At 70.1% G+C, this 25,958-nt stretch carries 17 protein-coding genes and 2 pseudogenes; 12 read left to right on the forward strand and 7 right to left on the reverse strand.

What is annotated here, in order from left to right:
* Positions 1-7 precede the first annotated feature (7 nt).
* Both DMB66_RS16810 and DMB66_RS16815 read right to left on the reverse strand, forming a co-directional pair.
* Positions 8-1,147 (reverse strand): RCC1 domain-containing protein, encoded by a 1,140-nt coding sequence (locus DMB66_RS16810; protein WP_233624610.1) that lies wholly within the window; start codon positions 1,145-1,147, stop codon positions 8-10.
* Positions 1,148-1,607: 460 nt separating this feature from the next.
* Positions 1,608-2,204 (reverse strand): annotated as a pseudogene (locus DMB66_RS16815) (non-reducing end alpha-L-arabinofuranosidase family hydrolase); the annotation flags it as partial.
* A gap of 50 nt (positions 2,205-2,254) precedes the next feature.
* Between DMB66_RS16815 and DMB66_RS65885 the strand changes: the two are divergent.
* Together DMB66_RS65885 and wrbA are read left to right on the forward strand one after the other, a co-directional pair.
* Positions 2,255-2,521 (forward strand): annotated as a pseudogene (locus DMB66_RS65885) (aldehyde dehydrogenase family protein); the annotation flags it as partial.
* Positions 2,522-2,631: 110 nt separating this feature from the next.
* Positions 2,632-3,249 (forward strand): NAD(P)H:quinone oxidoreductase, encoded by a 618-nt coding sequence (wrbA, locus tag DMB66_RS16825; protein ID WP_125805013.1) that lies wholly within the window; start codon positions 2,632-2,634, stop codon positions 3,247-3,249.
* Between the two features lie 7 nt (positions 3,250-3,256).
* On the opposite strand, the gene DMB66_RS16830 is transcribed toward wrbA, so the two are convergent.
* Positions 3,257-5,029 (reverse strand): RICIN domain-containing protein, encoded by a 1,773-nt coding sequence (locus DMB66_RS16830; protein WP_125805080.1) that lies wholly within the window; start codon positions 5,027-5,029, stop codon positions 3,257-3,259.
* Between the two features lie 580 nt (positions 5,030-5,609).
* Between DMB66_RS16830 and DMB66_RS16835 the strand changes: the two genes are divergently transcribed.
* A complete protein-coding gene (locus DMB66_RS16835; RefSeq protein ID WP_370318593.1) occupies positions 5,610-8,243 on the forward strand; it encodes an RICIN domain-containing protein in 2,634 nt (877 codons plus the stop codon).
* A 25-nt stretch (positions 8,244-8,268) separates the two neighbouring features.
* Here DMB66_RS16835 and DMB66_RS16840 read toward each other — a convergent pair whose 3' ends face one another.
* A complete protein-coding gene (locus DMB66_RS16840; protein WP_125805014.1) occupies positions 8,269-9,393 on the reverse strand; it encodes a sensor histidine kinase in 1,125 nt (374 codons plus the stop codon).
* 257 nt (positions 9,394-9,650) lie between these two features.
* On the opposite strand from DMB66_RS16840, the gene DMB66_RS16850 reads away from it, so the two are divergent.
* Positions 9,651-10,220 (forward strand): MBL fold metallo-hydrolase, encoded by a 570-nt coding sequence (locus DMB66_RS16850; RefSeq protein ID WP_125805015.1) that lies wholly within the window; start codon positions 9,651-9,653, stop codon positions 10,218-10,220.
* A gap of 15 nt (positions 10,221-10,235) precedes the next feature.
* Here DMB66_RS16850 and DMB66_RS16855 read toward each other — a convergent pair whose 3' ends face one another.
* Complete coding sequence (locus DMB66_RS16855) at positions 10,236-10,991, reverse strand: TetR/AcrR family transcriptional regulator (protein WP_125805016.1); 756 nt, start codon at positions 10,989-10,991, stop codon at positions 10,236-10,238.
* Positions 10,992-11,120: 129 nt separating this feature from the next.
* Between DMB66_RS16855 and DMB66_RS16860 the strand changes: the two genes are divergently transcribed.
* From DMB66_RS16860 to DMB66_RS16885, 6 genes are read left to right on the forward strand one after another with little or no spacing between them, the layout of a single operon-like run.
* The gene (locus DMB66_RS16860) at positions 11,121-12,824 is read left to right on the forward strand and encodes an amidohydrolase (protein WP_125805017.1); all 1,704 of its coding nucleotides are present in this window, start codon (positions 11,121-11,123) and stop codon (positions 12,822-12,824) included.
* A 58-nt stretch (positions 12,825-12,882) separates the two neighbouring features.
* Positions 12,883-14,547: an ABC transporter substrate-binding protein gene (locus DMB66_RS16865; protein ID WP_158647257.1), complete on the forward strand. Its 1,665-nt coding sequence runs from the start codon at positions 12,883-12,885 to the stop codon at positions 14,545-14,547.
* A 14-nt stretch (positions 14,548-14,561) separates the two neighbouring features.
* The gene (locus tag DMB66_RS16870; protein ID WP_125805019.1) at positions 14,562-15,506 is read left to right on the forward strand and encodes an ABC transporter permease; all 945 of its coding nucleotides are present in this window, start codon (positions 14,562-14,564) and stop codon (positions 15,504-15,506) included.
* Positions 15,503-16,414 carry an ABC transporter permease gene (locus DMB66_RS16875; RefSeq protein ID WP_199752413.1) on the forward strand — a complete coding sequence of 304 codons (912 nt, stop codon included), beginning with the start codon at positions 15,503-15,505 and terminating at the stop codon, positions 16,412-16,414. Before DMB66_RS16870 ends, DMB66_RS16875 begins: the two co-directional genes overlap by 4 nt.
* Complete coding sequence (locus tag DMB66_RS16880) at positions 16,411-17,499, forward strand: ABC transporter ATP-binding protein (RefSeq protein WP_199752415.1); 1,089 nt, start codon at positions 16,411-16,413, stop codon at positions 17,497-17,499. Before DMB66_RS16875 ends, DMB66_RS16880 begins: the two co-directional genes overlap by 4 nt.
* On the forward strand, positions 17,496-18,299 hold the full coding sequence (locus DMB66_RS16885) for an ABC transporter ATP-binding protein (protein ID WP_125805020.1): 804 nt from the start codon (positions 17,496-17,498) through the stop codon (positions 18,297-18,299). The genes DMB66_RS16880 and DMB66_RS16885 overlap by 4 nt, the downstream gene beginning before the upstream one ends.
* Positions 18,300-18,530: 231 nt before the next feature.
* On the opposite strand, the gene DMB66_RS16890 is transcribed toward DMB66_RS16885, so the two are convergent.
* Positions 18,531-20,042: a cellulase family glycosylhydrolase gene (locus DMB66_RS16890; protein WP_125805021.1), complete on the reverse strand. Its 1,512-nt coding sequence runs from the start codon at positions 20,040-20,042 to the stop codon at positions 18,531-18,533.
* 229 nt (positions 20,043-20,271) lie between these two features.
* On the opposite strand from DMB66_RS16890, the gene DMB66_RS16895 reads away from it, so the two are divergent.
* Complete coding sequence (locus DMB66_RS16895; RefSeq protein ID WP_125805022.1) at positions 20,272-21,531, forward strand: ROK family protein; 1,260 nt, start codon at positions 20,272-20,274, stop codon at positions 21,529-21,531.
* 4 nt (positions 21,532-21,535) lie between these two features.
* Here the strand turns inward: DMB66_RS16895 and DMB66_RS16900 are convergent, their stop codons facing one another.
* Positions 21,536-24,007, reverse strand: coding sequence for a glycoside hydrolase family 2 protein (locus tag DMB66_RS16900; protein WP_125805023.1), 2,472 nt, complete (start codon positions 24,005-24,007; stop codon positions 21,536-21,538).
* A 271-nt stretch (positions 24,008-24,278) separates the two neighbouring features.
* Between DMB66_RS16900 and DMB66_RS16905 the strand changes: the two genes are divergently transcribed.
* On the forward strand, positions 24,279-25,958 hold the full coding sequence (locus DMB66_RS16905; protein ID WP_199752417.1) for an ABC transporter substrate-binding protein: 1,680 nt from the start codon (positions 24,279-24,281) through the stop codon (positions 25,956-25,958).

A 25,958-nucleotide genomic window follows, 5' to 3' on the forward strand; every position in this document is an offset into this window, starting at 1 on the left:
TCGGCGCTCAGCGGGCCAGGCGGGTGGTGGTGTCACCCAGTTGCCCGTTGGCGTTGTTGCCCCAGCACCGGAGGCTGCCGTCGGCCCGGTAGGCGCAGATGTGATAGCCGGCCGCGAAGTCGTTCGTCCAGGTAGCCGCGGTGCCGATCCGGGTCGGGGCGTACCGGTGGGTCGTGGTGCCGTCGTCGAGCTGTCCCGCCGAGTTGTTGCCCCAGCACCACAGGGTGCCGTCGGTGCGGAGCGCGCACGCCGTGTCGAAGCCCGCCCCGACCCCGCTCCAGGTGGTGGCGGCGCCGACCCGGATCGGTGCGGTCTGGTGGGTGCCGCTGACCCCCAGTTGCCCGTACCCGTTCTCGCCCCAGCACCACAGGGTCCCCTCGGCGCGGACCGCGCAGGCGAAGGCATAGCCGGCCGCCACGCCGGTCCAGGTGGTCGCGGTGCCGACCTGCGCCGGAGTCGCCCGGTAGCTCAGATCGCCGACACCGAGCTGCCCATCCGTGTTGTTGCCCCAGCACCACAGCGTGCCGTCGGTGCGGACGGCGCACGTGTGCGCGAAGCCCGTCGTGACACTCGCCCAGGTGGTCGCCGTGCCCACCTGCACCGGGGCGGTCGCGTAGTAGGGGTCGGTGCCGATGCCCAGCTGCGCGAAACGGTTGAAGCCCCAGCACCAGAGGGTGCCGTCGGTCCGGGTGGCACAGGTGTGACTGTCGCCGGCGCTGACGCCGGCCCAGGTGGTGGCGCTGCCGACGCGTACGGGGGCGGTCCGCTTCGTGGTGGTGCCGTCGCCGAGCTGGCCCCGGAAGTTGCTGCCCCAGCACCACAGCGTCCCGTCGGTCCGGATCGCACAGGTGTAGCTGGTGCCGGCGTCGATGCTGGCCCAGGTGGCGGCGTCGCCGACCCGTACCGGGCTGGTCCGGTTCGTGGTGGTGCCGTCGCCGAGCTCGCCGCTGTAGTTGCTGCCCCAGCACCACAACGTGTCGTCGGCGCGGATCGCACAGGTGTGTCCGTAGCCCGCGGCGACGCTGGAGACCGCCGGGGCACTCAGCGCGGCAGGGCCGGCGCTTGCGTCCGCCGCGCCGGGCAGGGCACCGACGGTCAGCGCGGCGAAGCCGATGACCGTCGCGGCCACGGTGACGACGCGTCTCACAGAGCTGCGCCAGCGAGCACCGCGCCCGACTTTCGAACCACCGGACGCTTGCTGAGATGCGGCCCTTGAGACGCGTTCCATTTGTCCTCCTTGCTGTGCTTGCCAGGCTGGGCGGTGCGCCGTCAACGGCCGCACGCACGTTGTTGGTCACCGCCGAGACGGAAACTCGGCGTCGGTGCGCGCGATAGCGCGGTCACGGGGATGCAGCGAAGGCTTCGGCGCCTCAATTCCGCAGGTTGCCAGAATGTTTCCGGACATTCAAGGGGGAGCCGCTCGTGCGAAATTCCGACCTGGATGCCCGGCGCGCCATAACACTTTTACGGTGGCGGGACACTTCAAATAGATTCTCGCCACATTGCCGGCAGTCGATGGGAAACGGATGATTCCGGCTCCCTGCGCGAAACGGCGGGCCCGGCCCGAAGGCCGAGCCCGCCGGGTCAGCGGAGCTGTGTCATGCCACTCAACGCTGCCGGGTCAGCAGACCCGGCCGGTACGGCAGGCGGCCGTAGTCGCCACCGGAGTTGGGGGCCCGGCCCTGGTAGAGCAGCTGCAGGTTGCAGGGGTCGACGGTCATGGTCTGGTCGGCGGTGGTGCGGATGAGCTCGCCGTGGCTGATGTCGTTGGTCCAGGTGGCGCCGCTGTTGGCTTTGCCGGCGAAGGGGCTGCCTTCGGTGGCGGCCTGCGGTGTCCACGAACCGCCGAGGCTGGTGGCGGTGAAGGAGCGGAAGTAGCGGCCGTTGGCGCCGATGGCCTCAACGATCATGAGGTATTGGTTCTGGCCCTGGACCTTGTAGACCTGGGGCGCCTCGAAGAGGTTGTTCTTCGTGTCGCTCATGACGGTCGTCGAGGTCGAGCCGAAGGTGCCCGGGAAGTTTCCGATGGGCATGCTGGCCCGGTAGATCTTGCCGTTGTCGCCGGCGAAGAACAGGTACATGTTCGTGCCGTCACCGATGATCGCCTGGTCGATCGGGCCGGTGTCGGAGCCGGTGATGCTGCCCGAGAACAAGGGCTTCGCGGCCGACCAGCCGTTGGGGTTGGTGGGGTCGCTGGAGGTGCGGGGCGCGGCTGGTCACCGGGGGCGGCTGCCCCGAGCGCCGCGGCTACTTCGTGGAGCCGACCCTGTTCGCCGGCGCGTCGAACACGATGACCATCGCCCGCGACGAGATCTTCGGCCCGGTCGGCACCATCATCGCGTTCGGCGACGACGACGAGGCCGTCGCCATCGCCAACGACAGCGACTACGCCCTCGCCGCGACCCTGTGGACGACCGACCTGAGCCGTGCGCACAGCATCGCCCGGCGCGTCGAGGCCGGCGCGGTCGCGGTCAACGGCTGGTCTCCGCTCGACCCGCGGCTGCCCTGGGGCGGCTCGAAGCTCAGCGGGCAGGGCCGCGAACTGGGCCGGGCGGGCATCGAGGCCAACACCTCGGAAAAAAACGATCACCATCATCCTCTGACCCCGTCGCCCCACCGGAAGGCACTCATATGTCCGCACGCGTCCTCGTCGCCTACTACAGCGCCACCGGCTCGGTCCACCGTCTCGCCGAGGCAGTTCAAGCCGGCGCCGAGGCGGCCGGGGCCACCGTCCGATTGCGGCGCGTCGCCGAACTGGCCCCGCAGGAGGCGATCGCCTCGAACGCGGCCTGGGAACAGCACCTGAAGGACACCGAGGACGTAGCCGTGGCGACCCTCGACGACCTGGAGTGGGCCAACGGCTACGCCTTCGGCACGCCCACCCGGTACGGCGCTCCGGCCGCCCAGCTCAAGCAGTTCCTCGACGCCGCCGGGCCGCTCTGGCACGAGGGCAAGCTCGCCGACAAGCCGGTCACCACCTTCGTCTCATCGGCCGAGCAGCACGGTGGCCAGGAGTCGACAATCCTGTCCCTCGCCAACGTGTACTACCACTGGGGCTGCGTGATCGTGCCGCTCGGCTACACCGACGATGTCGTCTACGCCGCCGGTGGCAACCCCTACGGCACCTCCTGGCCGGCGGGCTTCCCTTCCACGATGCCGGACGCACCGGTCCTGGAGTGCGCCCGCTACCAGGGCCGTCGCCTCGCGCACTTCGCCAAGGCCCTCGCACCGGTCCCCGCCGAGCCCTGACCGGAGCTCAACCGCGCAGGCTCCATAGCTGATTGGCTTGGCCGCCGCAGGACCACAGGACGATCTTCGTGCCGTTGGCGGTGCCGGCGCCGGTGGCGTCCAGGCACCGCCCGGACTGCTGACCGGTGATGGTGCCGTTGGCGTTGACGTTCCACTGCTGGTTGGGCTGGCCGTTGCAGTCCCAGATGATGATCTGGGTGCCGTCGCCGGTGCCGGCACCGCTGGCGTCCAGGCACTTGGCGCCGCCGTGCACTGTCAGCTGCCGGCCCGCGGTGTAGGTCCACCGCTGCCCGGTGGCGGAGCCGCAATCCCACAGCTGCACCTGCGTGCCGTTGGTGGTCGTCGAGTTCGGCACCTCCAGGCATCGTCCGGACTGACCACCCACGATCTGCTGGCCGACCGGCGGCGGCGTCTCCGACGGCGGCAGCACGGTGACGGTGAACGTATCGTCGACGGCGGTGTGCGGCAGATTCACGGTGGCGGCGTTGTTCGCGAGCGTCACCACGGAGTCCTGCACGGTGACCGGGCCGGTCACCGCCCCGCCGCCGTTGTACGGAACGCGCTGAACCTGAATCCGCACCTGATTGTTGCGGACGACATCGGTGACGGCGTCGATGCGCTGCAGGGTGACCGCGATGTTGCCGGTCGTCCGGCCGCCGCCGACGAGCACCTTGGCCAGCCCGGTGTCCCTGGTGGCGAAGGCGTCGTAGTTGGCGCTGGGTGTCACCGACGCGGTCTGACCGGTCTGCGAGGCGTAGTAGTTGTAGACCCACCACTCGCCCTTCGGCTGGTACCGCCCCGCCGCGTCGCGGACCAGCAGGTTGCCCAGGTCGTTGTGCAGGTTGGTGCCGCCGGCCCAGTTGGCCCGCAGGCCGTCGGCGCCGGCCCGCTCCAGGCGCGCGATGTACCAGGCACCGTCGGCGGGGTTCTGCTCGTTCGAGGCGCCGTACTCGTTGATCTGGTAGGGCCGGGGATGTGGGATCCCCCGGGAGTCCAGGGTGGTGTTCGCGGTCGCCACGTTCGCCACCGGGTCGCCGGGCAGGGAGTGCCAGCTGATGATGTCGGGAACGACGTTGTTGGCCTTGACGTAGTCGAGGTACTGGGTCCACCACCCCCCGGTCGACGGGACGCAGGCGCAGCTGGGGCCGACTACCAGGTGGGTGGGGAACGCCGCCCGGATCCGCTGGTACGCGCGCCGCCACATCTCGAAGTACTGCGACTGAGTGCGGTTCCAGAACAAGGTGATGTTCGGTTCGTTCCAGATGTCCCACTGCACTGGGACTCCCGTGGCCGCCACGTCGTTGATGAGCCGGGTGAGGAAGTTGTCGTAGTCGGTCCAGTTTCCGTTGTCGCCGGGAAACCGCGAGATCGCGGCGCCGTCGGCGCCCCACAGGTCGTGCGGCAGCAGGATGAACTCCCCGCCCAGCGACCGGGTGCGCAACAACTGGGCTCGGGTCGAGTTCCAGCGGCGGTCGTAGCGGCCGGCCACCCAACCGCCGGGGCTGTCCAGCTGTGCCCCGCCGGCCCGCATGTACCGGAACTTCACATCGGTGAAGAACTGGTCAGGCGGGTTCGTGCCGTTCTCGGTCATCCCGTAGATCCACCCGGAGGCCCGGTAGGTGGGAGCACCGGCGGCCGTCGAGAAGTTCACGCTGATGGACTCATCGGCGGCATACGCCGGCTGGACCCCGGTGAGCAGGGCCGAACCGGTCACCATGGCGGCCGCGAGGATGGCGGCCAGGAGGCGGCGCACCGGGTGGCCACGTCGTGCGATGTCCATCATTGACACTCCTCTGCTAGCGAGCCGGGTCGGTCGGCAGCGGGGACGGTCCGCCCGCCCGTGCACCCGGTGATCCGCAGCGATTCCCGCGACTCAGAGAATCGGTTCGACGCACGTTACCACCGCCTGAGGCATCTGAATAGTTCGATGTCTCGGTCCAGGTTCCCGCAGCGTGGCATGGTTCACCCGGCACAAGCGAGCACCGCCTGGGTGCGCAAAAAGTGCAGCCCTCGCGAGAAGTCTCGAATCGATTCGCCATCGCTTGATTCTCCCCGGACCGATCTGGCAGGGTCAGGCATATCGACCATCGCCAATGGCGACGCCCCCCGATACGGCTCCCGTGGTCCCGGTGCGCACCGTCCTGCGCGGGGCCGGTCTGGGCAGTGGCTCCCGCCGCGGCGTCAACGCCCGAAGGCCGACGGCCCGGCGACGGGAGAACCCGGTGCGACGGACGAGGGCGGCGCGGCGAATTCGGCGACCAGCCCTGTTCGGCAGCAAGCGAAAGGAACAGCCCGTGAAGGCAGCCGTTTCCACCACCGGAAAATCGCTGCTGGCAGTCGCGGTGCTCGCCTGCACCGCGATGACGGCCGCAGTCATCAAGGAGGCGCCGGCCCTGGGCGCTGCCCAGCAGACCTACTATGTCGCTCCCGACGGCGACGACTCCAGCCCGGGAACGATCACGTCACCCTTCAGAACCCTGCAACGCGCGCGGGACGTCGTCCGCACCCGGAACACGAACATGACCGGCGACATCCAGGTATTCCTCCGGGGCGGGAACTATCCGGTAGCCGGCACGATCGAGTTCGGGCCGGGAGACTCCGGAACCAACGGCTACCGGGTCGTCTACGCCGCTTACCCGAACGAGACACCGGTCCTCGAAGCCGGCGTTCAGGTGACCGGATGGACCCAGCACAACGGCAACATCTGGAGGGCCCCGCTCGACCGCGGCAACAAGCTGCGTGCACTCTATGTCAACGACAAGCGGGCCTATATGGCGTCGAAGACGATCAACTCGGCGGGATGCCACGGAACGTACAACATCACAGCAGGGCAAGCCGCGTGGGCGTGGGAGTCCGGGTCACAGTGCGACGGCGCCAAATACAGCTTGGCCGACTTCCCGGCGGTTGCCCGCAACCAGGACGACATCGAGATCGAAACTGCGACGACCTGGACCACGGCCATTGTGGGAGTGCGCCAGGTGACGACGAGCTCCGACGGGGCCAATCGAGTGGCGTTGTTCCAGCAACCCGGCGCGGCTATCTCCCAGGGCGCGTACAACGGCAACGCGCAGGTCGGCGGCTCCCACAAGGTGATGAACGCCTACGAGTTCCTGGACACGCCGGGCGAGTTCCACTTCGACAAGAGCAGCCGGACGCTGTACTACTACAAGGCCGGCTCCGAGAACATGTCAACCGCGTCGGTCTTCGCGCCGAACAACGTGTCCACGGTGCTTTGGGTCGCCGGCACCTCGACGAGCAGCCACGCACGCAACATCACCTTCACCGGTCTCGCGGTGCAGCACTCCGACTGGAATCTGGTCAACGTGGCCGGCTCGGCATTCAAGCAGGCGCAACAGGGCAATCTGGGCGCGTCCGCTTACGCCAAGGGGAACTTCCACGTCTACCACTACCGCAACGTCGATGTCACTCCCGGCATCATCAACATCGAGAACGCCGATCGGATCCTCCTCCAGCGCAACCGGATCCAGCACACCGGTGCCGACGGGATCAACATGGTCAACGATGTCCAGGACACGCAGTTGATCGGAAACCACACCAACGACGTCGCCGGGTCCGCCGTCACCGTGGGCCATCCCCAGCATGTCTACATCGGAGACCACACGTCGGCCAATCGCGAGAAGTATTCACCTCAAGTCGAGGGACTGCCCCGGAACATCGAGATCAAGAACAACTACCTCTACGACAGCGCGGTCCTGTTCAACGGGCACAGTGCCATCTCGGCATACTTCGCCGACACGCTCACGGTGCAGCACAACCGGATCGAGAAGACCCCGTGGTCGGGCATAACGCTCGGCTGGGGATGGTGGAACTTCGACGGGTCCGCGGGCTCGATCGTGCCCAACCGGCCGACGACGACCGCACGAAACAACACCATCAGCCACAACCACATCATCGACACGGTGCAACGCCTCAGCGATACGGCCCCCATCTACACGCTTGGCAGTCAGCCCGGGACGACCATTACCAACAACTATCTTCAAGGCGTTCCGGCCGGCCACAAGTACGGACTTCACCCGGACGAAGGCTCGGCGTACATCACCTTCCGCGACAACATCCTGAGCGTGGACAAGAACGTCACCTGGCTCATCAACTCCGACGACTTCGGGCGCAAGCACGATCTGAGCATCACGCAGGAATACGGTCCGATCAACAAGGTCTCCAACAAGAACCTGCCGAACAGCACGATCCACGACATTCTCGTCTATTCCGATTATGTCTGGCCGGCGCCGGCGCACAACATCGCCGTGGACTCCGGACTCGAAGATCCGTTCCGAGACCTCATCCCGTCAGGAAATCTCGCCCTGCCGGATTATGTCCTCCCGGCCAGCACGTTCGTCAGCAGCGGGACCTCATCGATTCGGATCCGCAGCACCGGCGACGCGACCAAGACGGTCTGGTTGGCACCCGCCGGCACGACGACCTTCGCCGTCGGCCCGACCATGACCAGGGCAGACGGCACCGCCACAGCCATATCCGTGCCCACGTCGCAGGCCGAGTACCGGCTCTACGTCCTTGACGCCAACGGCAATCGATCAGCGGAGTCCCGATCGATCGTCAGGCGGCAAGGCACCGGCGGCGGTCAGCAGAACGCGACGATCGTGGGCGGCCAGTCGGGTCGCTGTGTCGACGTGCCCGACGGCACGACCACCAACGGCACCCAGGTCCAGCTGCGGGACTGCACCGGCGGCACGAACCAGCGGTGGACCCAGACCCCCGGCAAGCAGCTGACCGTCTACGGCAACAAGTGCTTGGACGCCTCGGGGGCGGGCACGGCCAACGGCACCATGGTCATCATCTGGGACTGCCACGGCGGGCTCAACCAGCAGTGGAACATCAACGCCAACGGCACCATCACCAACGCCCAATCCGGGCTGTGCGTCGATGCCAACGGTGCCGCCACCACGAACGGCACGAAGATCATCATTTGGTCGTGCAACGGCGCCGCGAACCAGCAATGGAGTTTGCGCGACTGACCGGCGGTGCGGAAGGCGACTCGGGTCAGCCGGCACCGTTGGCCGGCAACCGCAGGGAGAGCCGGAAGCCGTGGTCCTCGGTCGGTTCCGCCCGCAAGGTGCCGCCCAGCAGTTCCGCGCGCTGTCGCAGGCCGGCCAGGCCGTGCTCGCCGCTGGGCAGCCGCAGGACCGGCCGGGTGGCTGCCGTGTTGGTCACCGTGGTGTGGATGGCGCCGTCGTCCCAGCGGATCTCGACCAGCACCGTGGATCCCGGGGCATGCTTGCGGACGTTGGTGAGTCCTTCCTGGACGGTGCGGTAGACGGCCCGCTGGACCGGCGGCGGCAGTTCGGCCTCGGCGGGCAGGACGACGTCGAGCCGGGCGTCGACGGCGCTGCCCGCGACGAGGTCGGCCAGCTGGGCGAGGGTCGGCTGCGGGGTCAGCTCGGTCGGCCGACTGCCGGAGGCGCGCAGGACGTCGACCATGGAGCGCAGTTCCTCCAGGGTGCGCACACTGAGCTGCCGGATGGTGGTAGCGGCCTGTCTGGTCGCCGGATCGCTCGAGCTGACCTGCAGGGCACCGGCCCGTACCGCGATCAGGCTGACCTGATGCGAGACCACGTCGTGCATCTCCCGGGCCAGCTGGGCCCGTTCCTTGGCCAGCACACCCTGCATGGTGAGCAGTTCCTCGTGCGCGCGCGCCTCGGTGATCTCGGTGAGCCGAGCGGCCAGGTCGCGCCGCGCCAGGATCAGCTGGCCGAGGAAGACCGGTGCCGCGGCGGTGGCCAGGCCGTACAGGAGCACCAAGAGATTGGTGCCGTCGTACAGGTCGACGAGCAGGCCGTCCAGTTTCGACACCGGCCACGGAATCACGCTGCAGACGGCGCTCGCGAGCACGCAGCCGGCCAGCAGCTTCCGGTTGCGACTGCGGGTGGCTAGGGAGTACAGGGCGATCAGGTTCGCGTACACGGCCCAGGTGAAGAGCACCGCGGGCAGGGTCGCGGCGAAGACCAGCAACGGCAGCCGGCGCCGGAACATCAGCACGGCGGAGGCGGAGAGAGCCCAGACCGGGCCGAGCCGGTCCACGAATCCGGGCTGGATCCAGACGTCCAGCAGAGCGACCCCCACCAACCCGAGGTCGATCAGCGGCGCCGGAACCGCGCGTCTCCTCACCGGGCGCCGGGTCGGTGGTGGTTCAGGAGGGTGGCGCAGCCCATCCCGATCAGGGTCTCGTCGTCGACCATCAGCACTCGGATCACCCACGATTCGTACCAGATCATCCGGCGGCCGAGCGGGGAATCCTTCCCCCGGAACGGCGGGGCCGGGACCCGCCGACCGGCGGGGGTCCGGCCTCTTGAAGCACTGTTGTCAACGTTGGTGACAGCGGCGTAGCGTGAACCCGCCCCCGCACCCGGCCCGACGGAGGACTCATGCCCGCGCGACTCGACGTCCTGACCGTCGGCTACGCCGACGACCGTGTCGCCGGCACCGTGGTGGCCATCCGCGACGGCGATCTGGTCGCCGTCGTCGACCCCGGCATGGTCGCCGACCGGCGCCGCATCCTCGATCCGCTGTCCGCGCTCGGCGTCCCCGCCGAAGCCGTGACCGACGTGGTGTTCAGCCACCACCATCCGGACCACACCCTCAATGCCGCCCTGTTCACCAGCGCCCGGTTCCACGACTTCCAGGCGATCTACCACGACGACGTCTGGCAGGACCGGCAGTGGACCGGCGACACCAGCCACCTGTCCCCTTCGGTGCGGCTGCTGCGCACCCCCGGCCACACCGCCGAGGACGTGTCCACAGTCGTGGACACCGCGGACGGCCTGGTCGTCTGCACCCACCTGTGGTGGACCGCGGACGGTCCCGCCGACGATCCGTTCGCTCCCGACCGCGAGCTGCTGCGCGCCTCGCGGGCGAAGGTCCTCGCCCTGCGGCCCGCGCTCGTCGTCCCCGGCCACGGTGCGCCGTTCACGCCGTCGGCCGGCACGCCGACCTGAGCCTCGCGGTGGCCGTCAGTCGCGCAGCGCCTCCTCGATCAGCGCGATCACCGAGTCGGTGACGGCCGCGAAGATGGCCCGCTCGGTCACCTCGGCGAGGTGGGTGGCGTGCGCGCGGGCCGCCGGATACTGCTGCTGCGGGAGGATCGCGTAGATCCTCGTCCAGGCGCTGGTGTCCTTCTCCCGCAGCTGCGGATCCAGGCTCTGCGAAGCCGCCTTCATCCCACACATCGCGAGCATGGAGTCGACGTACGCCCGGTAGTGCAGGACGGCCTGCTCCGGGGAGAGCCCGGCCGCCGCGAGCGTGGACAGCAGCAGCTCGACCATCTTCCGTTCGCCCGGCCCGCCTGTGGTCCGGAAGAACGCCAGCGAATAGATGGCCGGGTGCGCCTCGCAGGACCGCCAGCTCTGGTCGGCGACCGCGCGCAGGACGCCGCGCCAGTCCGCTCGGTCGAGGGTGGGCTCGATGGCCGCGTAGGCGTTGTCGATGATCCGGTCCAGGCAGGCCAGGACCAGCTCGTCCTTGTCCCGGAAATACCGGTAGACGGCGGTCGGGTCGACCCCGAGCTCTTCCCCGAGCCGGCGCATGGTCAGGACCGCGGCCCCCTCGCGCTCGGTCAGCTCCAAGGCGCGATCCACGATCAGGTCCGCACTGAGCGAGACCGCGCGGTCTCGTCGGCTGCGTGATCCGTTCGCGGCGGCCGCCTTCCGCTGCGCGCGGGGCCGGCCACCGTCGGGCGTCCTTCCGGCCTCGGGCCGCTCTCCGGTCATGCCGCCTCCCCTGGTCGCCACGGGCGAAATCCTAGCAGGCAGCGTTGTCAACAGTGTTGACACAGGCGTTGTCAACGGATTAAATCGGCGGTGGGACGCAGGTCACACCACCAGTAGGAGGCCACGCGCATGACCCTCTCGCCCAGCCACCGGGACTCGCCGACCACTGTGTTCCGCAACGGCCGGGTGTTCACCGCGGCCGCCTCCCGGGCCTGGGCCAGCGCGGTCGCCGTGCAGGACGGCCGGATCGTGGCGGTCGGCGACCAGGACGCGGTGGCGCCGTACCTGTCCCGGGCGGACGAGGTGGTCGACCTGGACGGACGCGCGATGCTGCCGGGCTTCCTGGACGCACACGCCCACCCGGTCAACGGCGGCCTGGAGCGGGCCCGTTGCGACCTCACCGGCGCCCGCACCGCCGCCGCGTGCCAGGAGCTCACCGCCGCTTACGCCGCTCGCCACCCGGACCGGGAGTGGATCCTGGGCGGCGGCTGGTCGATGGAGTCCTTCCCGGGCGGCCGCCCGGACCGGCGGCAGCTCGACCAGGTGGTCCCCGGCCGGCCGGCGTTCCTGCCGAACCGCGACCACCACTCCGCCTGGGTGAACTCCGCGGCACTCGCCCGGGCGGGTATCGACGCGGGCACCCCGGATCCCGCGGACGGCCGCATCGAGCGCGACCCCGACGGCGCCCCCACCGGGCTGCTGCACGAGGGCGCGATGGACTTGATCACCCCGGTGCTGCCCCGGGACACCCAGGCGGAGTTCGACGAGGGGCTGCGCGTGGCCCAGCGGTATCTGCACTCGCTCGGCATCGTCGGCTGGCAGGACGCCCTGGTGCGGGTGGACGGCGCTGCGGGCGAGCCCTCCGTGCACGCCGCCTACCTGCGCGCGCAGCGGGAAGGCTGGTTGACGGCCCGGGTGTCCGGGGCGCTCTGGTGGGATCGGGCCTGCCCGGCGGGCGACATCGAGGCTCAGGTGGCCCGCTTGACGGAGGTACGCCGGCAGGTCACCGCCGAGGGGCCGGCGAACGGCAGCAGGTACCGCGTGCACAGCATCAAGGTGATGCAGGACGGCGTGCTCGAGACCTTCACCGCCGCCCTGCTGGAACCGTACCTGGACCACTGCGGCCATCCGACGGACAACCACGGGATCAGCTTCCTCGACCCGGACACGCTGCGCCGGGCCACGGTCGCCCTGGATGCCGCCGGGTTCGACGTCCACTTCCACTCCCTCGGTGACCGGGCGGTGCGTGACGTGCTCGACGCGATCGAGGCCGCCCGGACGGCCAACGGCGCCTCGGGCGGCCGGCACCTGCTCGCCCACCTGCAGGTGGTCGCGCCGCCGGACATCGGCCGCTTCCGGCGGCTGGGCGCGGCGGCCAACCTGCAGCCGCTGTGGGCCTGCCACGAGCCGCAGATGGACGAGCTGGCCATCCCCTTCCTCGGGCCGGCGCGGTCGGCCTGGCAATATCCGTTCTCGGACCTGCACCGCGACGGGGCCACCATCGTCATGGGCAGCGACTGGCCGGTCAGCAGCCCCGACCCGATCGCCGGCATCCACGTGGCGGTCAACCGGCTGGCCGACGGCGCACCGCCGGGAACAGAGCCGCTGGACGCCCGGCAGGCCCTGCCGCTGCCCGTCGCCGTCGCCGCCTACACCGCCGGGTCGGCCTGGGCCAACCGGGTCGAGCACTTGTCCGGCAGCCTCCGCACCGGCCTGCGCGGCGACCTCGTCGTCCTCGACCGCGACCCGTTCGACGGCCCCTCCGACCACATCGCGCGGGCGCGGGTCGCCCGCACCTACGTGGACGGTCACCTCGTCCACCGATCCGACTGAACCGACCCGCAGCGGAAAACCCATGCAAGTTCGCTATATGTCCCCTCGGGAGTTACTCATGGCCCAGCACCGCCGCACCGCGCGGCTGACAGGTTTCGGCCTGGCCGGCGCCGTCCTGCTCGCCACAACCGCCTGCAGCGGCAGCGGTTCAGGTTCCTCGACCCCGTCCGGCGACGCGATCTCGTCGATCGGCACGAACCAGGTCTCCACCGGTACGGCGACCAAGGACGTGGACGCCGTCACCTGGTCCGGGGACTACCGGCCGCTGCTCAGCCTCGACCCGGTGAAGGTGCCGGACTATCCGGAGGAGACGGCGATTCCGAACATCTGCGAGCCGCTGATCCGGGTGGCCCCCGACTACTCCCTGTCCCCCGGGCTGGCCGCGTCGTACACCTTCACGAACCCGACCACGCTGGTGCTCAAGCTGCGGCAGGCCGTGAAGTTCTCCGACGGCGCGCCGATGACCTCCGCCGACGTCGCCTTCAGCCTCAACCGCAACCGCGACCCGAACGTCGCCTCCGGGTACGGCTTCGCCTTCGCCAAGGTCAAGTCGATCGCCGCGACGGACCCCTCGACCGTGACGATCACCTTCACGCAGCCCTCCCCCACCTTCCCGAACACCCTCGCCACGCTGGCCGGCGCGGTGGTGCGGAAGAGCTTCGCCGAGGCCAAGGGGGCGGCCTTCGGCAGCCCGGACACCGGAGTGGTCTGCACCGGCCCCTTCAAGTTCACCTCGTACGACGGATCCACCAGGCTGGTGCTGACGCGCAACGACGACTACTGGGACACCGCTCGCAAGGCGCGCGCCAAGACGTTCACGTTCGTCTACGCCACGGACAACTCGGCTCTGGTCAACGGCCTGATGTCGGGACAGATCCAGGGCGCGTTCAACCTCCCGAGCAACCTGCTGGACCAGCTGGGCTCCGCCCCCAGCGGTAAGGTGTACCTGGGCGGCGAGGGCTCCACCCCGGTGAACCTGGACCTGCTGATGGCCAAGGACACCGGCCCGGGCGCCGACCCGCGCGTCCGGCAGGCGCTGTCGCTGGTGATCGATCGGCCGGCGATCGCGAAAACCATCTTCAAGGGCGCGTCCGACCCGCTGTACAAGGTCGTCGGCCCCGGGCTGTGGGGGTACGAGCGGGACACCTTCCGCGCGGCGTACCAGTCGATGGTGCGGCAGCCGGATGTGCCCGCCGCGAAGGCCCTGGTGGAGCAGGCGAACGCCGGCGGGGCCACCCTGACGCTGGGTTACCCGTCGGGCAACCCGCAGCTGGTCCAGGTGGCGACGGTGCTGCAGCAGGAGGCCGCCCAGATCGGGTTCACCCTCAAGCTGGTCGGCGTGCCCAACCAGCAGTACGGTTCGCTGTTCACCGACCCGGCCGCCCGCAAGCCGTTCGACCTGTTCCTCACCCTGAACTACGTCGAGTTGCCCGAGCCGGCGCTCATGGACCAGCTCTTCGGCGGCACCGGCGGCGGAACGAACTTCTCCGGCTACACCAACCCCGCCGTCGACCAGGCGCTCGACCAGGCCAACCAGGCCTCGGACCCGGCCGCCCGGGCCAGGTTCGTCCTCGAGGCCGAGGCGCAGCTCGCCAAGGACCTCCCGTCGATCCCGATCGTCCAGCCCCGCGCCATCGTCTTCCAGAACAACCAGCTCACCGGCGCCCCACTCACCTTCGCGTACATGACCTCGCCCTGGGCCGCCGCCATCGGCGGCAAGTAGCCGAGGGGCCGGGGATGCTCAGGTTCACACTCAAGCGGCTCGCCGGGCTGCTGGTCACGCTGTTCGCCGCCAGCTTCGTCATCTACTCCAGCGTCTACGTCTCCCCCGGCAGTCCCGAGTCGATCATCTTCGGCTCCCGCGATCCGGCACCGGAGGTCCGGGCCGCGGTGCGCCATCACCTCGGCCTGGACCAGCCCTTCCTCACCCGGTACGCGCGCTGGCTCGGCGAGGTGCTGCACGGCGACCTCGGCACCTCGATGGTGTCCCAGCAGAAGGTGACCAGCGTCCTGGGACCTCCGCTCGCCGTCACGTCCGCGCTGGTCGCCTACGCGGCCCTGCTCCTCATCGTCGCCGGGGTCGGGCTGGGTCTGCTGTCGGCGCTGCGCCCCGGTCCCCTGGACGCACTGATCAACCTCACCATGTCCGTCGCGACGGCGATCCCCGCCTTCGTGGCCTGCGGCGTCACCGTCTCGGTGTTCGCGGTCTCCCTCGGCTGGTTCCCCAGCTACGGCCTGGCCGACGGCGTCGGCGGCCGGCTGCACAGCCTCACCCTGCCGGCGGTCAGCCTCGCGATCATCGCCAGCGGCCTGCTCGCCCGGATCACCCGGGCCGGCGCCCGCGAGCAACTGGCGTCCGACCACGTCCAGACGGCCGTCGCCCGGGGACTGTCCCGGCCGCGGCTCATCCGCAGCCACGTCCTGCGCAACACGGCCGGCCCGGTCATCTCGGTGGCCGGCCTGCAGATCGCCGGGTTGCTGGCCGGCGCCGTCGTCGTCGAACAAGCCTTCGGGCTCGGCGGGATCGGCCAGGTCCTGCTCAACTCGGTGCAGCAGAAGGACTTCGCGGTCGTCCAGGCGACCTGCCTGCTCCTGGTCGGCGCCTTCGTCCTGATCAATCTGGTGGCCGACCTGCTGGTCGCCGCGCTGGACCCGGGACTGCGCCGGCCGGTGGTCGCGTGACCGCCCCCGCCGCCACGCCGACCGCGGACGCCCCGCGCCGGCAGTCGTGGCGCCCGCCGCGGCTGGGCGTCACCGGCTGGGCCGCGCTCGCCGTCGTCGCGGCCGTCACGCTGATGGCCCTGTTCGCACCGCTGCTGGCCCCCGCCGACCCCAACCACGGCGACCTGCTGTCCGCCTTCGCCGCGCCCAATGGCACGCACTGGCTGGGCACCGACGCCACCGGCCGGGACATCGCCTCCCGCCTGATCTTCGGCGCCCGGACCAGCCTGCTCGGGCCGGCCGCCATCGTCTTCCTCTCCCTGCTGGTCGGCATCCCGCTGGCCCTGGCGGCCGCCTGGCACGGCGGCATCGTGTCCTGGCTGATCACCCGGGCGCTGGACATCGTGTTCTCCATCCCCGGCCTGCTGCTGGCCATCCTCACCATCGCCCTGTACGGACCCGGGCTGTGGCCCGCCGTGCTGGCCCTGGCCGTCTCCTACCTGCCCTACATCGCGAGACTGACGATGACCGCCGCGGAGCACGAACGGCGCCTGCCGTACATCGACGCGCTCAGCGTCCAGGGGCAGTCCGTGACGAAGATCGCCGGCCGGCACCTCCTGCGCAACCTCGCCCCGATCATCGCCGGACAGGCCACGATCACCTTCGCCTACGCCCTCATCGACCTCGCCGCGCTGTCCTTCCTCGGCCTGGCCGTGCAGGCGCCGACAGCGGACTGGGGCGTCATGCTCAGCGACCGCGACGCGATCCTGCAGCGGCACCCGGGGCAGGTTATCGCCGCCGGAACCCTGGTCGTGGCAACGGTGCTCAGCCTCTTCGTCCTCGGCTCACGGCTGTCCGGCGACATCCCCCGCCCACGTCGCAGGCCGCGGCCGGCCCGCACGACGAGCACACCCGGAGCGGCCCCGTGAACAGTGAACCTGCCGCGGACCCGCTGCTCCGCCTGCGGGACCTGCGCCTGGACATCCTCGGCGCGGACGGCGCCGACCTGCCGATCCTGCGCGGCATCGACCTGACCCTCCGGGCCGGCGAGGCGGTCGGGATCGTCGGGGAATCCGGCTCGGGCAAGTCGATGACGCTGCGCTGCGTCGGGCGGCTCACCCCACCCGGAGCCCGGATCACCGGCGACGTCCTGGTCGGCGGGCACGACGTCAACCGCTTGCGCGGCAAGGATCTGCGCCGATACCGCCAGACCCAGGTCGGCTACATCTTCCAGGACCCGCGGGCCGCGATCAACCCGATGCACACCGTCGGAGACTTCCTGCTGGAGCCGGCCCGCGACCGTGGCGAGGACCGCACGGCCGCCGCCACCGCCGCCGCCGCGACGCTCACCCGGATGGGCATCACCGACCCGCTGCGCCGGATGCGGCAGTACCCCTTCGAGCTGTCCGGCGGCCTCCTGCAACGAGTGATGATCGCCTCGGTCCTGCTCGCCGGCCCGGCCCTGCTGCTGGCCGACGAGCCGACCACCGCGCTGGACGTCACCACCCAGTCCGAGGTGCTGGCGCTGACCGACCGGCTGCGCCGCGACCGCGGCATCGCGATGCTGTTCGTCACCCACGATCTCGACCTGGCGATGGCCGTCTGCCACCGCATAGTCGTGCTCTACGCCGGCCGGGTGCTCGAGGTGTCCGACAGCCGAACGATCCGGCGGGCCGCGCTGCACCCGTACACCCGGGCGCTGCTGGCATCCCGCCCGCCGGTGGGGATCCGGCTGCCCCGGATCCCGGTCATCCCCGGCGCGCCGGTCTCCGCCGCGGACGCCGGGCCCGGCTGCCCGTTCGCGGCCCGGTGCCCGGTCGCGCTGCCGGTCTGCGGCAGCGAGGTCCCGGCCCCGACGGCCCACCCGGGTGGAACGGTCGCCTGCCATCGCGCCGCCGAAATCGCCGCGGGAGCCCTCGACCCCCTCCTGCCCAGCGTCGCCCAGCACCCGACCGGCCTCGACCCGGCGACACCCGGGAACCCGGTTCCCGGCGGCACCGGTGAGCGAGCATGACCGCCGAACCGGTGATCCGGGTCAACCACCTGGTCAAACGGTACGGTGTCGGCGCGGCCGCGCACACCGCCGTTGACGACGTCTCCTTCACCGTGTCGCCGGGCAGGACGCTGGCGCTCGTGGGCGAGTCCGGGGCCGGCAAATCCACGATCGGCGCCATCCTCACCGGGCTGCACGCGGCCACCTCCGGCACGATCGAGGTGTGCGGCGAGGACCGCACCCGCCCGGCCCGGTCCACCCGCGTCCGCCGCCACCGCGGCTCCCAACTCCAACTCGTCGCGCAGGATCCGTTCACCTCCCTGGACCCCCGCCAGACCATCGGCAGCGCGGTCGCCGAGGCCGTCGCCCTGCACACCCACCCGCACCGCCACGAACGCCGGCGGCGGGTGCTGGAACTGCTCGACGCCGTCGGCCTGTCCGCCCGGCACGCCACGGTCACCCCCCGAGCCCTCTCCGGCGGACAACGGCAGCGGGTCGCGATCGCCCGGGCGCTCGCCGCCCAGCCCGAGGTCCTCGTCCTGGACGAGGCGGTGTCCGCACTCGACGTGTCGGTGCAGGCCCAGGTGCTCAACCTGCTCAACGACCTGCAGGCCGGCACCGGCACCGCGTACGTCTTCATCACCCACGACCTCGCCGTCGTCCGGCAGATCGCCCACGACGTCATCGTGCTGCGCCGGGGCCGGATCACCGAGCGGGGCAGCACCGAGGACATCCTCGACCGGCCGCGGGAGGACTACACCAGGCTCCTGCTGGCCGCCACGCCCCGGCCCGGCTGGACCCCGACCGCCCAGCCGTCATGAAGGTGGTGGCGAAGGTCCGCAGCGCGATCCACGCGCCGTCGACGACCTGGGTCTGGGCGGCGCTGCTGGCACACCTGGGACGGCAGACACCGCGTACGCCGGGCCAGGGAGTTTCTGCTGGAGCAGGTGACGGCAGGGCCTCCTACCGCCGGTTGCCGCAGGACACCGGCCCGGGCCGAGCCACCACGTGCTGGAGGAGGCCGGGCCCGGGCAGCCGCTGGGGGTTGTCTGTTACGGGGTCGCGTACGGGCTCTGGGTGCGGAGGTGGGCCCTGTAGCCTTCACCGACGCCGGGTTCGGGGGTGCCGTTCCAGTCCTTGATCAGGACGGCGCCGGTGCTGCAGCCCCAGGGGTTCCAGGTCCACGCCAGGTGGGACAGGCCGTGTGCGGTGGCCCAGCGCATCAGCGTGTCCATGTAGTCGTAGCCGCAGTTGTCCTGGCCGAACTCGCCGAGCACCACGGGCACCTGCTGGGCGAGGGGGGCGATCTGGGTGTCCCAGCATGACGCGGTGGCGCAGGCGTTGAAGCTGTAGGCGTGCCAGGAGGCGGCGATGTTGTTCAGTGGGTCAACCGGCTTGTAGGCCAGCCACTCCCGCATGTCGTTGGCCCACTCCAGGCCGCCCACCATGATGAGGTTGGTCGCGCCGGTTGCCCGGACGGCGTCGACCAGGTCCTGCATGCCGGCCACCTGGTAGGGCAGGCCGGCGCAGGTGCCGCCGTCGCGCAGGCACTGCCAGCCCAGGGTCTTGTTCCAGTCGCTGCCGATCTCCGGGTACGGCTCGTTGAACAGGTCGAAGACGACCGCGTCGTTGCCCTTGAAGGCGTTCGCGACGCCGGTCCAGAACTGGGGGGCGTACGCGGCGTCCGGCATCGGCTTCTGGCAGGTCGCGGTGGCTTCCTTGCAATGCCAGTCCGGCCCGTTGCTGTAGGCGCCCGTGGTCCAGTGCAGGTCGAGGATCACGTTGATGCCGTTGGCGACCAGCAGATTGACGTAGGACTTCACACCCTGCTGGTAGGTGGCGCCGTTGGGCGAGCCGCTGAGGCCGAGCCAGCATTCCTCGTTCAGCGGCAGACGCACGGCGTGGATGTTCCAGGTCTTCATGGCGTCGACCGAGGCCTGGTCGACCGGGCCGCCGTCCCATTGGCCCTTGCCCTGCACGCAGGCGTATTCGCCGCTGGAGCGGTCCACCCCGAGCAGGCGGTACGGCTTGCCGTCCGCTGTGACGATCTTGTTGCCGGACACCCGCAGCCGCGGTGCGGGACCACCGGGGTCGGGCGGAGTGCTGGTGCTGGGGGTCGGGCTCACGGTGTTGGTGGGGGTCGGCGTGGTCACCGAGCCGGTGCAGGTCGTGCCGTTGAGGGCGAACGAGGCGGGCACCGGGTTGGCACCGGTCCACGCGCCGGCGAACCCGATGGCGGTGGACGCGCCGGTGCCCAGGGAACCGTTCCAGCTCAGGCTGGCCGCGGACACGCTCGCCCCGGACTGCGTCCAGGTGGCGCTCCAGCCCTGGCTGACCTGCTGACCGGCGTTCGGGAACGCGAAGGTCACGGTCCAGCCGCTGAGCGCGGCGCCGAGGTTGGTGATCGCGACGTTGGCGGTGAACCCGCCGGGCCACTGGCTCTGGACGGTGTAGCTGACACCGCAGCCGGTGGCGGCGGCCGACGCGGGCAGCGTGGCCGTGGCGATGCTGCCCGTGAGGACTACGGCGGCGCCGGCGGCGAGCAGTGCATGACGATGTTTCATCTGATCCCCTCTGTCCGAGTGATCGATGGGATGAGTCTTTATGGGAGCGCTTCCAGCATTCTTAGTTAGAGAACTTACGGAAGTCAATGGAAAGGCGGTATCCAGGGACAACGGCAGCCACGGGAGGCGTGGGAGCGCCCCGGACGAGCGCCTGGAGACGGAGCCGTTCGTCCGGCGGGTGGGCTAAGTGAGGTAGCTTTTGGATGGCGAGGGTGTGGGAGGTGGTGAGGTGACGAGCCCAATCTGGGCAAGTCGGACGAAGACCCGCGGCATGGTGCTCGACCTGATTCGGGCGGCACGGGTGATCAGCCGGGTGGAGCTCGTAGCGGCGACCGGTTTGACGGCACCGACGATCTCCGAGGTCGTGCGTGAGCTCATGGTCGACGGTCTGATCGTCGAGGCGGGGTGGGGTGCGTCGACGGGCGGCAAGCGGCCGATGCTCGTCCAGCTCAATCCCCCGGCCCGCTACAGCGTCGGGGTGCACCTGGAACGCAACACGTGCGTGATCGTCGTGGTCGATCTGGCCGGGCGGCAGATCGCACGGACGTCGTTCAGCGGCGTGGCGTCGATGCCGCCGGAGCGTGGACTGTCGTTGGTGGCCGCGCAGGTGAACGCGTCGCTCGACACGGCGGCGGTCGATCGGAGCAAGGTGCTGGGGGTCGGCCTGGTCAGCTATGGGCCCCAGGATCGGCGGGCCGGTGTGTTACTGACTCCGCAGCCCACCGAGGAGTGGTTCGGCTACCCGGTCGCCGACCGCCTCGCCGAGAGCCTCGGCCTGCCGGTCCTGCTGGACAACGACGCGGCGGCGGCCGCGATCGGGGAGTACTGGATGGGCGCGGTGGAGCCGCGCAGCACCTACGGCTGCATCTACATGGCCACCGGGATCGGCGGTGGCGTGGTGGTCAACGGCGAGGTCTATCGCGGCAGCTCGTCGAACAGCGTGGAGATCGGTCACATCTCCATCGACGTCAACGGGGACGAGTGTCCCTGCGGCAATCGCGGCTGTCTGGAGAACTACGCCGGACCGTCCGCGTTGGTCAGACAGGCGCTGGCGACCCGGCGGCTGGCGCTCGACCCGACCGGTGACGACTTCCTCGCCGAGTTCGCCCGGCTCGCGGCCGCGGCGAACGCCGGCGACCCGACCGCGCTCGGCCTGATCGAACAGTCGGCCCGCTATCTGGGTTGTGCCGCGGTCACCATGGCCACCCTGTTCGACCTCGACATGATCGTCCTCGCCGGGCCCAGTTTCGCGGTCGCCGGTTCGATCTACCAGTCGGTGATCCAGGAGGAGGTGGACCGCCGCACCTTCGCGCGGCAGGCCCACCGGGTGCGGGTCGTGCCCTCGGTCAGCGGGTCCGACGCCGCGGCGATCGGCGGGGCGGTCCTCGTCCTGCAGAGCGAGCTGACCCTCGGACCGGGCCGCTCGGCGGACAGCACCCGACCACCACCGTCCCCCACCGGCGAAGCGCCGGCCACGACCACGGTGTGACGCGCTATCCCGACGGCGACGGCGGAACCCGCTCGGCGCTCAGGGTGTTCGCGCAGCGCAGCACGCGTGGCGAGACCAAGTCGGCCGGTGTCGGCAGTTCCGCCGCGGTGCGTACCCGGAAGGTGGCCGACTCGCCGGCGGCGAGCGACACCAGCATGTCGTCGACCGTCGCGTCGGGCGCGACCTTGTCGGCCAGCAGGGCCACGTCGTGCGCGAACGACTCCGCGTGCACGTCGACCCGGTAGCCGCCGGGCACCCGGGTCACGGTGGCGGTGAGCGGATCCGGATCGAGGGCCGCGTCCCGGTCCTCGGCGAACAGGTGACATACCCGGGCGTCCGGGGTGGTGATCGTCAAGGCTTCGCGGGCCGGTTCGGCGGGGGTCAGCAGCATCGCGGGCAACGGGATCAGCCCGACGGAGCGGGCCGCGACCGAGAACGGCAACCGTGCGGCCGCCAGCGTCTCACCGGCGAACGTCTGCCGCGTCGCCGGCGCTTCGGCCTCCCACGGGTCGTCGCTGTCGTTGACCGCCACCAGGACCAGTTCGCCGTCCCACGGTCGCAGGGTGAGCAGCCGCGGCGCGAAGGCGTGCCGCAGCGCGTAGTAGAGCGGCTTCGGCCGTTCGTCGCTGTCGATCGCCGCCCATGACGTGGCCGGCCAGCAGTCGTTGAGCTGCCAGACCAGGGCCCCGGCCGTCCGCGGCCACCAGGAGCGGAAGTGCTCCACCCCGAGGGCGACCGCGCGAGCCTGGTTGAGCTGGGTCGCCCAGTGCCAGTCCTCGAAGTCGTCCGGGACGGCGAGGTGCGGCGCCGTGCCGCGGCTGAGGTTCTCGTTGCCGTTGTACGCCTTCTGATGGGCGAGGAAACCCGGCGAACGGGGTGTCCTCGGCTCGTCGTGGATCCACCGCGTCAGGGTGGTCCACGTGGGCGGCCCCTGGAAGCCGAACTCCGCGCAGAAACGCGGGATGTGGTCGCGATAGTGGGTGTAGTCGAGCCTGTTCCACACGTCCCATTCGTGGCGGGTCCCATGGCCGGCGTCGTTGGGTGCCACCTCGCCGGGGCTGTACGGGCTGCCCGGTGCGTACGGCCGGGTCGGGTCCAGCTCGGCGAGCAGCGCCGGGAGCAGGTCCCGGTAGTACCCGAGGCCCCAGCTGCGGCCGGCCAGCCGGTCCCGCCATCCCGGCCAGTCGGTGTGCGCGACGAGGTTCTCGTTGTTGCCGTTCCACAGCACCAGCGACGGGTGCGGGGCCAGCCGGGTGATGTTCTCGCGGGCCTCGGCCTCGATCTCCCCGCGCAGCGGTTCGTCCTCGGCGTAGAAGGCGCAGGCGAACGGGAAGTCCTGCCAGACCAGCACGCCGCGTTCGTCGCAGACGTCGTAGAAGTCGTCGGTTTCGTAGATGCCGCCGCCCCAGACCCGCAGCATGTTCAGGTGGGCGCCGACGGCCTGATCCACCCGCCGCGTCAAGCGGTCCCGGTCGATGCGGGTCAGGAAGTGATCGTCGGGGATCCAGTTCGCTCCCTTGGCGAAGATCGGCGTGCCGTTGATGATGAAGGTGAACCGGCTTCCGTGCTCGTCGGCGCCGGTGTCCACGGTGACGGTGCGGAAGCCCACGCGCCGGCGATACGAGTCCACCGGCCTCCCGTCGGCCTCGAGCGTCACCTCGAGCTCATAGAGCGGCTGGTCGCCGTAGCCCACCGGCCACCACAGACGCGCCTGAGGAACGACCACGGTCAGCGTCGCCTCGTCGCCCGGGACGACCACACGCCTGTGCACCCCGTCGACGCGGACCACGATCGTGTACGCGCCGGGCCGGGCGCGGTCGATCCGCGCGCGCACCTCGACCCGTCCGGTGCGGTCCGGGCCGACGGTCACGAGCGGGCGAACCTCGGCGAGCCGCGCGGCGTCCCATCGCTCGAGCCTCACCGGCTTCCAGATGCCGGCGGTCTGCAGGTCGGGTCCCCAGTCCCAGCCGAAGGAACAGGCCATCTTGCGAATCGCGTTGTAGGGGTGCCGGTAGGCCCGCTCCCGCCAGCCGACCTCGGCCTCGATGCCCTCGGCGTAGGCCAGCGCCGACGCCACCTCCACGACCAGGTGGTTGGCGTCGCCGGGCCGCAGCGCCCGCGTCACGTCGAACCGGTAACCGCGGTGCATGTTGGCCGGGTGACCGAGCACCCGGTCGTTGAGCCGGACGGTGGCCACCGTGTCGATGCCGTCGAACACCAGCTCCACGCGCTCACCGGGCCGGACGGCCGAGGCCCGGAACACCGTCGAGTATTCCCAGTCCACCCGGTGCATCCAGGCGAGGTCGCCTTCGTGGCTGTCCAGAAACGGATCGGGGATGACACCCGCCGCGAGCAGATCGAGGTGCGCGCTGCCCGGCACCTCGGCGCCCACGGAACATCCCGGGAGGACGTCCTGCGGAACGGGGCCGCGCACCGCACGCAGGTGCCACTGGTCGGTTAGCTCTTGACGGATCACGGCGGGTCCCTTCCCCTGGCGATCTGCGGAATTCTTATTTAGGAACCGAAACTAAGTCAACATCCTCGCTGTCCGCCGCCGGCCCGCGATGACCTGAGGGCCTGCGTTGCCGCTCGAAAATATGGATGAATAGCTCATATCGCGCTACCGTTTCCGGCCCACCGCAATATATCGATGAGGGTCTTGACGTACTTACTTTAGTGACTTAAAAATGGCCGGTCAGCGCCGTGCCGACGCACGGCTCGTGATCACAGCGATGGGAGGACCAGCGATGGTCTGGAAGAAGACGATGATGCGAGCCCGTGCGACAGCGGTGTTGACCGCCGCGGTGCTGACCGCCGCGGCCTGCGGCTATTCCGGGGGCGGCAAGCAGGGCACCGATGTCACGCTCGTGGCCTACACCGGCCAGGCGAGCGACTACCAGGTCAACTTCAACCCGTACACCAGCAACATCGGCGGGATCGGAACGATCTTCGAGCCGTTGTTCTTCTTCAACGTGCTGCGGGCCGAACCACCCCAGCCGAGGTTGGGCACCGCGTACTCATGGAACGCCGACGGCACCCAGCTGAGCATCACCCTGCGCGACGGCGTGAAGTGGTCCGACGGCGAGGCGTTCACCGCCCAGGACGTGCTGTTCACGTTGGACATGCTCACCAAGCACAAGGAGGCGAACGGCGTCGGATACAGCGGCACGGCCACCGCATCCGACGACACGCACATAGTGATCAAGTTCGGCGAGCCGTCGTTCGTGACCGCCCCGAACATCCTCGGCCGGATCTACATCGTGCCCGAGCACAAATGGAAGGCCATCGCCAACCCGGCGGCCGACCCGATCAGTGCCCCGGTCGGCACCGGCCCGTTCACCCTGGCCGAGTTCAAGCCTCAGGCGTTCACCTACGCCGCCAACCCGAACTACTGGGACGGCGCACCCGCCGTCAAGAAGGTTCGCTTCCTCGCGCTGTCCGGCAACCAGTCCGGACAACAGGCCCTGCAGGCCGGGCAGCTCGACTGGCAGACGGGCCCGGTGCCGGACATCAAGAACATCGAGAAGAACTACCCCGGATACCGGGCTTCCACGGTCCCGTTGAACCAGATCGTGCTCGACACCTGCAGCAACACGGCGCTGGGGTGCACCGGACCGCAGACCGATCCGGCCGTTCGCAAGGCGATCTACCACGCTCTCAACCGCACCCAGATCAACACGCTGGCCTTCGAGAACACCTCCAGCGAGATCTCGCCCGGCTTCGCGCTCCTCAACCGCGACGACGCCGTGCTCTCCCCTCAGCTGCAGGCACGGACCGCCCCGATGCAGCCCGACGTGGCCAAGGCCCAACAGCAACTGGAGACCGCCGGCTACGTCAAGGGCGCCGACGGCATCTACGCGAAGAACGGCAAGCCACTGAGCCTCACGGCCCTGGTCGTCACCGGTTGGTCCGACTACATCACCACCCTCAGCACCGTGACCCAGCAGCTCAAGCAGGCCGGCATCAAGCTCACCGTGCAGCAGCTGTCCTGGAACGAGTGGACCCAGCAGCGGCAGAACGGCAAGTTCCAACTCATCCTGGACTCGCTCAACCAGGGGCCCGCGCCCGACCCGTACTACCTCTACAGCTACTTCTTCGCCACCAGCACGACGGCGAAGGTCGGCACGCGGGCCGCGCAGAACTGGAGCCGGTTCTCCGATCCCGAGGTCGACCGGGCCCTCGCCGGCCTCACCCGCACCGACCCCAAGGACACCGCAGCCCGGCAGCCGTATTACGACACCATCCAGACGCGCATCGAGCAGACGATGCCGTACATCCCGGTGCTCACCCAAGGCACCATCACGGAGTACCACGCGTCGAAGTTCACCGGATGGCCGACGCAGGACGACCTGTACGCCGTCCCCGCGGTCTGGCAGGCCCCCGACAACGCGGAGGTCATGAAGCGCCTCAGGCCCACGGGCAACTGA

The sequence above is a fragment of the Actinoplanes sp. ATCC 53533 genome, assembly GCF_003947245.1.

Coding starts and splice junctions, on each gene's coding strand:
- DMB66_RS16870 (WP_125805019.1), top strand. CDS start 14,562: ATGCTCAGGTTCACACTCAAGCGGCTCGCCGGGCTGCTGGTCACGCTG.
- wrbA (WP_125805013.1), top strand. CDS start 2,632: ATGTCCGCACGCGTCCTCGTCGCCTACTACAGCGCCACCGGCTCGGTC.
- DMB66_RS16885 (WP_125805020.1), top strand. CDS start 17,496: ATGACCGCCGAACCGGTGATCCGGGTCAACCACCTGGTCAAACGGTAC.
- DMB66_RS16905 (WP_199752417.1), top strand. CDS start 24,279: ATGGTCTGGAAGAAGACGATGATGCGAGCCCGTGCGACAGCGGTGTTG.
- DMB66_RS16890 (WP_125805021.1), bottom strand. CDS start 20,042: ATGAAACATCGTCATGCACTGCTCGCCGCCGGCGCCGCCGTAGTCCTC.
- DMB66_RS16850 (WP_125805015.1), top strand. CDS start 9,651: ATGCCCGCGCGACTCGACGTCCTGACCGTCGGCTACGCCGACGACCGT.
- DMB66_RS16830 (WP_125805080.1), bottom strand. CDS start 5,029: ATGGACATCGCACGACGTGGCCACCCGGTGCGCCGCCTCCTGGCCGCC.
- DMB66_RS16860 (WP_125805017.1), top strand. CDS start 11,121: ATGACCCTCTCGCCCAGCCACCGGGACTCGCCGACCACTGTGTTCCGC.
- DMB66_RS16855 (WP_125805016.1), bottom strand. CDS start 10,991: ATGACCGGAGAGCGGCCCGAGGCCGGAAGGACGCCCGACGGTGGCCGG.
- DMB66_RS16865 (WP_158647257.1), top strand. CDS start 12,883: ATGGCCCAGCACCGCCGCACCGCGCGGCTGACAGGTTTCGGCCTGGCC.
- DMB66_RS16835 (WP_370318593.1), top strand. CDS start 5,610: ATGACGGCCGCAGTCATCAAGGAGGCGCCGGCCCTGGGCGCTGCCCAG.